The organism is Kineococcus indalonis, from assembly GCF_009906395.1.
GTDB classification, from domain to species: domain Bacteria; phylum Actinomycetota; class Actinomycetes; order Actinomycetales; family Kineococcaceae; genus Kineococcus; species Kineococcus indalonis.
Map to the genome: position 1 here is coordinate 1 of NZ_JAAALM010000135.1, position 8,641 is coordinate 8,641.

An 8,641-nucleotide genomic window follows, 5' to 3' on the forward strand; every position below is an offset into this window, starting at 1 on the left:
GTGGAGAGCGACGAGGACGTGCTGCTGTGGGACACCGGCCACGTCCCCGGCTCGGTGAAGGTGGACTGGCACACCGAGCTCAACGACCCCGTCACCCGCGACTACGTCGACGGGGCGGGCTTCGCGGAGCTGCTCTCCCGCAAGGGCATCCGCCGCGAGGACACCGTGGTGCTCTACGGCGACAAGAGCAACTGGTGGGCCGCGTACGCGCTGTGGGTGTTCACCCTCTTCGGCCACGAGGACGTGCGCCTGCTGGACGGCGGGCGCGCCAAGTGGGTGGCCGAGGGCCGCGAGCTGACCACCGAGGCGCCGGCGCGCGAGCGCACCGAGTACCCGGTGGTCGAGCGCGACGACAGCCGCGTGCGCGCCTTCGCCCCGGACGTGCGCGAGCACCGCGGCGGCCTGGTGGACGTGCGCTCGGCGCCGGAGTACACCGGCGAGCGCACCCACATGCCCGACTACCCGCAGGAGGGCACGCTGCGCGGCGGGCACATCGCGGGCGCGGCCAGCGTGCCGTGGGCGAAGGCGGCCGCCGAGGACGGCACCTTCAAGGACCGTGCGGCCCTGGAGGAGATCTACTTCGCCGGCGCCGGCCTGACCCCCACCACCGAGACCATCACCTACTGCCGCATCGGCGAGCGCTCCAGCCACACCTGGTTCGTGCTCACCCACCTGCTGGGGCTGCAGGACGTGCGCAACTACGACGGCTCCTGGACGGAGTGGGGCAACGCGGTGCGCGCGCCCATCGTCGTCGGCCCGGAGCCCGGCACCCGCTGACCTCGTGCGCGCGGGGGCCGCGGCCCCCGCGCGCGTCCCGGGGTCCTCGCGGCCCCCGGACCCCGCACCGCAGCCGGACCGGTGACACGAGGAGGTGCCCGTGGCGGGTCCCGACGAGCACGCGCTCGACGTGCTGGACGTCCTGGAGGTGCGCCCGCGCACGCCGCGCGCCCCCGCCCCTGCGGCGCCGCTGCGCCTGGTGCGCCGGCTGCTCAGGCGCCTGCGGCGCCGCTGACGCCCGGACCGCCCAGCGCCTCCACCACCTCGCCGACCACGACGACGGCCGGGGGGCGCACGCCGGCCGCCCGGGCCACCGCAGCGATCTCCGACAGGGGCGCGGTGGTGGTGCGCTGCCGCGCGCCCCAGCCGTCCTCCACGACCGCCACCGGGGTGCGCGGGTCGCGGCCGGCGGCCACCAGCGCGGCGCTGAGCCGCTCCAGCGCGGAGACGCCCATGAGGACGACCAGGGTGCCGTCCAGGCGCGCCAGCGCCTCCAGGTCGTCGCCGGCGAGGTCCTCGTGCCCGGAGAGCACGGTGACGCAGCGCGCCGCGCCGCGGTGGGTGACGGGGATGCCGGCGGCGGCGGGCACCGCGAAGGCGCTGGTGACGCCGGGCACGACCTCCACCTCCACCCCGGCCTCGCGGCAGGCCAGCACCTCCTCCCCGCCGCGGCCCAGCACGTAGGGGTCGCCGCCCTTCAGGCGCACCACGGTGCGCCCGGCCAGCGCCGCGTCGACCAGGACGCGGTTGATCTCCTCCTGCGGCACCGGGTGGTTCCCCGCCGCCTTGCCGACGTCGACGACCTCCACGTCGGGGTCCAGCTCGGCCAGCACCCCGGTGGGGGCCAGGCGGTCCACGACGACCACGTCGGCCTCGGCCAGGCGCCGGCGCCCGCGCAGGGTCAGCAGCTCCGGCTCGCCGGGCCCGCCGCCCACCAGGACCACCCGGCCCGCGCGCGGGCGCCGGCGGCGCAGCGGCAGCTCGCCGGAGTCCAGCCGGTGCCCCAGCGCGCCGGCCAGGGCCCGGGCGCGGGCGGTGTCGGCACCGGCGCCCACGGACACCACCACGTCGTCGCGGCGCACGACCGCCGGGGCCGCGGCGGTGCCGGCCGCGGGCTCGGCGGGGCGCACGCACCACACCCGCCGCTGCTCGGCCAGCGCGCCCAGCGCCTCGTCGCCGGCGCGGTCGCCGGTGGCGGCGTGCACGAGCCAGGCCCCCTCCAGGTCCGCGGGTCCGGCGCCGCCGCGTCGCAGCCGCACGCGGCCGGAGGCGTGCAGCTCGCGCAGCTCCTCGCACAGCGCGTCCGCGACGACGAGGACGTCGGCGCCGGCGTCGGCCAGCTCGCGCGCGCCGCCCGCGGCCAGGGGCCCACCGCCGGCCACGAGGACCCGCCGGCCGCGCAGGTCCAGGTGCAGCGGGTGCATCACGCGGTCCCGGTGGTCCCGGCAGCGGTGTCGAGCGCGCCCAGCACGCGCCGCGCGGCGGTGGCGACGTCCTCGCCGGCGGCCAGGGTCAGCACCTCCCCGCGCAGGCCGGCCTGCGCGACCACCGCGGCCGCGGCGGCGGCCGTCGCCTCCCCCTCGGCCGTCAGCAGGACCACCACGCCCGCGTCGGCGAACAGGCGCGCCACGTGGGCGCTGCGGCGCTGCGCCTCGGCCCGCTCGGCGGCGGAGCCGGCCAGGTCCGCGTCCAGCCCGGCGCGCAGGTTGTCCTCGCGCACGGCGTACGCGGGACGGCCCGCCGCGAGCAGCGCGGCCTCCACCGCCGCGGCCACGTCGGCCGGGGCCGGGGCGCCCGGCGCCGGCACCAGCCACAGCGCCGCGCCGAGGTGCGGGCGCTGCGCGCCCGAGGGCACCCAGCCGGCCCCGGCGCGCTCGCGGCCGGCCGCGCGCCGGTCGGCGGCCTCGCGCACCACGCCGGCGGCGACGGTGTCGTGGGTGTGCTCGTCGACGAGGACGAAGGCGCCCATGTCCCGGTTGCGGGTGTACGGCTCGACGACCAGGTCGACGGCGGTGCGCAGCGTCACCGCGCCGATGTCGTTGAGCTGCAGCGCCTCCGGGGACGGCAGCTCCGCCAGGGTGCGCGGGTCCATCCGGTCGTGCAGGGCGGTGACCTCCGCGCGCACGGTGCGGGTGGTGTGCTTCAGCAGCAGCCGGCGACCCGGCAGGAGGGGCTCGGCGTGCATCCAGCACAGCTGCGCGCGCAGCTCGCGCGTCACCACCGGTTCCGCGCCCGGCGCCACGAGGACGTCGCCACGGCCGACGTCGAGCTCGTCGGCCAGCTCCACCGCCACCGACAGCGGCGCCACCGCGACCTCGCGCTCGGGGTCCAGGGCGTCCAGGGCGCTGATGCGCGTGCGCGCGCCCGAGGGCAGCACCACCACCTCGTCGCCGGCGCGCAGCGCGCCGGCGGCCAGCCGGCCGGTGTAGCTGCGGCGCCGGCCGGCGACGGGCCGGGAGACCCACTGCACGGGCAGGCGCAGGCGCCCCACGCCGAAGTCGGGCGGCAGGACCTCCACGGAGTCCAGGTGCTCCAGCAGCGTGGGCCCGTCGTACCAGGGCGTGTGCTGCGAGCGGCGCGCGACGTTGTCGCCGTGCTTGGCGGCGACCGGAACGACGAGCAGGCGCACCCCGAGGCGCTCGGCGACCTCCTCCAGCTCCGCGCGCACGGCGGTGAAGCGGCGCCGGTCGAACTCGACGAGGTCCATCTTGTTCACGGCGGCCACCAGGTGCGGCACGCCGAGCATCGTGGCGATGCGGGCGTGCCGGCGCGTCTGGTCCAGCACCCCGGCGCGCACGTCCACCAGCAGCATCGCCAGGTGGGCGTTGGAGGTGCCCGTCACCATGTTGCGGGTGTAGCGCTCGTGCCCGGGGGTGTCGGCCAGGACGTAGTTGCGCCGGGCGGTGGAGAAGAACCGGTAGGCCACGTCGATGGTGATGCCCTGCTCGCGCTCGGCGCGCAGGCCGTCCGACAGCGCCGCCAGGTCCGGGCCCGAGGGGCCCTCGACGGCGGCGAGGTGGTCGGTGGGCAGGCTGCCGGTGTCCAGCAGCAGCCGCCCGATGAGGGTGGACTTGCCGTCGTCGACCGAGCCCGCGGTGGACATCCGCAGCAGTTCCCGCATCAGAAGTACCCCTCGCGCTTGCGGTCCTCCATCGCGGCGGCGGAGGTCCGGTCGTCGGCGCGGGTGGCCCCGCGCTCGGACACGGTGGCGGTGCCGAGCTCGGCGAGGACCGCCTGCACGTCGGTGGCCTCCGAGCGCACGGCGCCGGTGACCGTGAGGTCCCCGACGGTGCGGTAGCGCACCCGCAGGCGCTGCACGCGCTCGCCGGGCCGCGCGGGCGTGAGGTCGGTGACGGCCAGCAGCATCCCGTCGCGCTCGACGACGTCGCGCTCGTGCGCGAAGTAGATGCTCGGCAGGTCCAGCTCCTCCAGCGCGACGTAGCGCCACACGTCCAGCTCGGTCCAGTTGCTCAGCGGGAACACCCGGACCTGCTCGCCGGGGTGGATGCGCCCGTTGTAGAGCGACCACGGCTCGGGGCGCTGGTGGCGCGGGTCCCACTGCCCGGCGGCGTCGCGGACGCTGAAGACGCGCTCCTTGGCCCGGGCGCGCTCCTCGTCGCGGCGCGCACCGCCGAACGCGGCGTCGAAGCGGCCCTCGGCGAGGGCGTCGAGCAGCGTGCGGGTCTGCAGCCGGTTGCGGGAGGAGCCGGGGCCGTCCTCGCGGACCCGGCCCGCGTCGATGCTGGCCTGCACGGAGGCGACGAGCAGCCGCAGGCCCCCCTCGCGCACCCGGCGGTCGCGGAACTCCAGCACCTCGTCGAAGTTGTGGCCGGTGTCCACGTGCAGGACGGGGAACGGCACGGGGGAGGGGCGGAACGCCTTCTCCGCCAGGCGCAGCAGCACGATGGAGTCCTTGCCGCCGGAGAACAGCAGCACGGGGTTCTCGAACTCCGCGGCGACCTCGCGGATGACGTGGACGGACTCCGCCTCCAGCGCCCGCAGGTCGTCCACGGCCGCGGCGCCGGGCTCCGGGGCCGCGCCGCGCGCGTGGGGCAGCGCGGTCGTGGTCGGCGCGCTCACAGGTGGATCCCGCACTCGGTCTTGGCGGTGCCGGCCCAGCGGCCCGCGCGCGGGTCCTCGCCGGGGGCGACCGGGCGGGTGCACGGCGCGCAGCCGATCGACGGGTACCCGCTGGTGAGCAGCGGGTTCACCGGGACGGCGTGCTCGGCGGCGTAGTCCACGAGCTCGTCGAACGTCCACGCCGCCAGCGGGTTGAGCTTGACCAGGCCGTGGCGCTCGTCGAACTGCACCAGCGGCGTGCCGGCGCGGGTGGGCGCCTCCTCGCGGCGCACCCCGGTCACCCACGCCTCGTACCCGCCCAGCGCCGCGGCGAGGGGTTCCACCTTGCGCAGCCGGCAGCAGGTGGCGGCGTCGCGCTCGTGCAGGCGGGCGCCGAGCTCGGCGTCCTGCTCGGCCACGGTGCGCAGCGGCAGCACGTCCACGACCCGCACGGGCATCGTGGCGGCCACCTCGTCGCGGGTGCCGCGCGTCTCGGCGAAGTGGTAGCCGGTCTCCAGGAACAGCACGTCCACGCCGGGCGCGCACCGGGCGACCAGGTGCGGCAGGACCGCGTCGGCCATGCTGCACGCCACCGCCAGGGTGCCGGGGAACGTGGCGGCCGCCCAGGCGGCGACCTCCTGCGCGCCGGCGTGCTCCAGCAGGGCCGCGCCCTGCTCGGCCAGCGCCCGCAGCTCCTGCGCGGAGCGGGTGCGCCCGGGCGGGGTCGCGGTGGCGGCGGTGGTGGTGGTCTCGCTCATCGCAGAGCCTCCTCGTCGCTGCGGTGGGCCCACGCCGCGAACGTCTCGCGCGGCTCGCGGGTGTCGAGGTAGCGCCGCACGACGCGCTCGACGTAGTCGGGCAGGCCGTCGGCGGTGACCTTCAGGCCGCGCACGGTGCGGCCCAGGCCGGGTTCGGCGCGGTCGGCGGAGGCCAGCCCGCCGCCCAGGTGCACCTGGAAACCGGGGACCTGCTCGCCGTGCTCGTCCTGCACGAGCTGGCCCTTCAGGCCGATGTCGGCGGTCTGCACGCGTGCGCAGGAGTTCGGGCAGCCGTTGACGTGCAGGGTGATCGGGGTGTCGATCTCGACGCCGGCCAGGCGGCGCTCCAGCTCGTCGACCGCTCGCGCCGACGTCGCCTTCGTCTCCACGATCGCCAGCTTGCAGTACTCCAGGCCGGTGCACGCGATGGTGTTGCGCCGGAACGGCGAGGGGTTCGCCGTCAGGCCCAGCTCCTCCGCGCGCGCCAGCAGCGCCGGCAGGCGGTCCGGTTCGACGTCGAGGACCACGACCTTCTGGTGCGGGGTCATCCGCACCCGCCGCGAGCCGGCGGCCTCGACGGCGTCGGCCAGCTCGCGCAGCAGCGTTCCGCTGACCCGGCCCACGGTGGGCGCCAGGCCCACGTAGAGGCGGCCGTCCTTCTGCTCGTGCACGCCCACGTGGTCGCCGCGCCCGGCCGGGGCCGGCGGCGGCGGGCCGTCGGGCAGGGCCCGGCCCAGGTACTCCTGCTCCAGCACCTGCCGGAACCTCTCGGCGCCCCAGTCGGCCACCAGGTACTTCAGGCGCGCCTTGTTGCGCAGGCGGCGGTAGCCGTAGTCGCGGAAGATCCGCACCACCCCGTGCCAGACCTCCGCGGCGTCCTCGGGCGCCACGAACGCCCCGAGCCGCTGCGCCAGGTGCGCGCTCGTGGACAGCCCCCCGCCGACCCACACGTCGTAGCCCGGGCCCAGCTCGGGGTGCACCACGCCGAGCAGGGAGATGTCGTTGATCTCGTGGACGACGTCCTGGCTGGGGTGGCCGGTGACCGCGGTCTTGAACTTGCGCGGCAGGTTCGCCAGCTCCGGGTCGCCGATGAACCGCTCGACGATCTCCTCGATCACGGGGGTGGGGTCGACCACCTCGTCGCGCGCGATGCCGGCGACGGGGCTGCCCAGCACCACGCGCGGGGTGTCGCCGCACGCCTCGGTGGTCTGCAGGCCCACGGCCTCCAGCCTGCGCCAGATCTCCGGGACGTCCTCCACGCGCACCCAGTGCAGCTGCACGTTCTGCCGGTCGGTGATGTCGGCGCTGTCGCGGCCGAACAGGGTGGACACCTCGCCCACCACCCGCAGCTGCTCGGTGGTCAGCGCGCCGCCGTCGATGCGCACGCGCAGCATGAAGAACTCGTCGGACAGCTCCTGGGCCGTCAGCTGCGCGGTGCGCCCGCCGTCGATGCCCGGCCGTCGCTGCGTGTACAGGCCCCACCAGCGGAAGCGGCCGTTGAGGTCGTCGGGGGCGATGGAGGAGAAACCGCCCTCGGCGTACACCTGCTCGATCCGCTCGCGGACGTTCAGGCCGCCGTCGGCGGCCTTGAACTCCTCGTTGTGGTTCAGCGGCGCCGTGCCGTCCACGCGCCACTGGCCGTCGCCGCCGGCGCGGGCGGGCCGCGGAGTGCGCCGGGGCGCGGGGGCGGCCGGCCGGGCGGCCTGCTCGGTGGGGACGGGAACGGCGTCGGGCGTCATGGGACCTCACGGGGGAGAGGGGTTCTCCTCGCGAGGAGGACCCTCAGCTGGTGCGGCGGGCGGCGGGTGCGCGGCGGCAGCAGTACGCGCTCTGCACCCGCATGAGGTCGACGTACCGGCGCGAGACCAGGCGCACGGCAGAGGGTTGGACCACGCGACCACGGTAGGGCACGTGCGGCCCTGGTCCAACACGCTCGCCCGGTCCCGCGCGCCGCGGGCGGTGTCCCGGCGAACGTGTTGACCGCGCACCGTGCGCGCCCGTAACGTCGGGAGCGGTCACGAGTACCAGCGCCAAGCCCCGGCTCGCTGGTCGGCAACCCTCCCTCCGCGGCGGGGTGCTCCGGGTGAGGACCTGGCCGTCCGCCGACCGGTGGACGGCAAGCGCGGACCCTGCGGGTCCACGGGCACCGGGGACGGACTCTCGTGCACAAGATCGTTCTGCTGGCCGTCGTCGGGCTGCTGGCCCAGCTCGTCGACGGCTCGCTGGGGATGGCCTACGGCGTCACCTCCACCAGCCTGCTGCTGCTCATCGGGGCGAACCCGGCGGCGGCCTCGGCCACCGTCCACCTGGCCGAGATCGGCACCACGCTGGCCTCCGGCGCCGCGCACTGGCGCTTCGGCAACGTCGACTGGCGCGTCGTGGTGCGCGTGGGCGTGCCCGGCGCGGTGGGCGCCTTCGCCGGCGCCACGGTGCTGTCCTCCCTGCCCACGGACGTGGCCGCGCCGCTGATCAGCGTGCTGCTGCTCGCCCTGGGCGGGTACGTGCTGCTGCGCTCGGCCGTGGTCCGCTTCGACGAGCGCTCCCTGCACCGGCCGCTGCGCCGGCGCTTCCTGGCGCCGCTGGGCCTGTTCGCCGGTTTCGTCGACGCCACCGGCGGCGGCGGCTGGGGCCCGGTGGGCACCCCGGCGCTGCTGGCCTCGGGCCGGCTGGAACCGCGCAAGGTCATCGGCTCCGTCGACACCAGCGAGTTCCTCGTCGCGGTCGCCGCCAGCCTGGGCTTCCTGGTGGGCCTGGGCTCGCAGGGCATCGCGTGGTCCTGGGTCCTGGCGCTGCTGGCCGGTGGCCTGGTGGCCGCCCCGATCGCGGCGTGGCTGGTGCGCCACCTGCCGCCGCACGTGCTCGGCACCGCCGTGGGCGTCGTCATCGTCCTGACCAACGCGCGCACGCTGCTGCGCAGCGACGCGGTCGACGCCGCGGACCCGGTGCGCTGGGCGGTGTACGCGGTGGTCCTCGTCCTCGGCGGCGCGGCCGTCGCGCACTCGGTGCGCCGGCACCGCCGCCGCACCGGAACCCCCGCCGCCGAGGAC

At 76.8% G+C, this 8,641-nt stretch carries 8 protein-coding genes and 1 riboswitch; of the genes, 3 read left to right on the forward strand and 5 right to left on the reverse strand.

Features of this window, described 5'->3' with window-relative positions; all coding sequences use genetic code 11:
• The coding region (locus GTR00_RS08915; protein WP_166611274.1) for a sulfurtransferase at nt 1-777 on the forward strand (777 nt) is incomplete at its 5' end.
• A 100-nt stretch (nt 778-877) separates the two neighbouring features.
• The gene (locus GTR00_RS24930; RefSeq protein ID WP_276610079.1) at nt 878-1,012 is read left to right on the forward strand and encodes a hypothetical protein; all 135 of its coding nucleotides are present in this window, start codon (nt 878-880) and stop codon (nt 1,010-1,012) included.
• Here GTR00_RS24930 and cobA read toward each other — a convergent pair.
• Genes cobA through GTR00_RS08940 form a run of 5 tightly spaced genes read right to left on the reverse strand, consistent with a single transcriptional unit; the run spans nt 990 to nt 7,333 of the window.
• Nucleotides 990-2,201: a uroporphyrinogen-III C-methyltransferase gene (gene cobA, locus GTR00_RS08920; protein ID WP_166611279.1), complete on the reverse strand. Its 1,212-nt coding sequence runs from the start codon at nt 2,199-2,201 to the stop codon at nt 990-992. The two genes, GTR00_RS24930 and cobA, sit on opposite strands and share 23 nt — an antisense overlap.
• Complete coding sequence (locus GTR00_RS08925; RefSeq protein WP_166611275.1) at nt 2,201-3,898, reverse strand: GTP-binding protein; 1,698 nt, start codon at nt 3,896-3,898, stop codon at nt 2,201-2,203. Before GTR00_RS08925 ends, cobA begins: the two co-directional genes overlap by 1 nt.
• Nucleotides 3,898-4,833, reverse strand: coding sequence for a sulfate adenylyltransferase subunit CysD (cysD, locus tag GTR00_RS08930; protein ID WP_166611280.1), 936 nt, complete (start codon nt 4,831-4,833; stop codon nt 3,898-3,900). The genes GTR00_RS08925 and cysD overlap by 1 nt, the downstream gene beginning before the upstream one ends.
• A gap of 20 nt (nt 4,834-4,853) precedes the next feature.
• Nucleotides 4,854-5,594 carry a phosphoadenylyl-sulfate reductase gene (locus tag GTR00_RS08935; protein ID WP_166611276.1) on the reverse strand — a complete coding sequence of 247 codons (741 nt, stop codon included), beginning with the start codon at nt 5,592-5,594 and terminating at the stop codon, nt 4,854-4,856.
• A complete protein-coding gene (locus tag GTR00_RS08940) occupies nt 5,591-7,333 on the reverse strand; it encodes a nitrite/sulfite reductase (protein WP_166611277.1) in 1,743 nt (580 codons plus the stop codon). Before GTR00_RS08940 ends, GTR00_RS08935 begins: the two co-directional genes overlap by 4 nt.
• A 274-nt stretch (nt 7,334-7,607) precedes the next feature.
• Nucleotides 7,608-7,723: riboswitch (SAM riboswitch) on the forward strand.
• A 33-nt stretch (nt 7,724-7,756) separates the two neighbouring features.
• On the opposite strand from GTR00_RS08940, the gene GTR00_RS08945 reads away from it, so the two are divergent.
• On the forward strand, nt 7,757-8,641 hold an 885-nt coding region (locus GTR00_RS08945), incomplete at its 3' end, for a sulfite exporter TauE/SafE family protein (protein WP_166611278.1).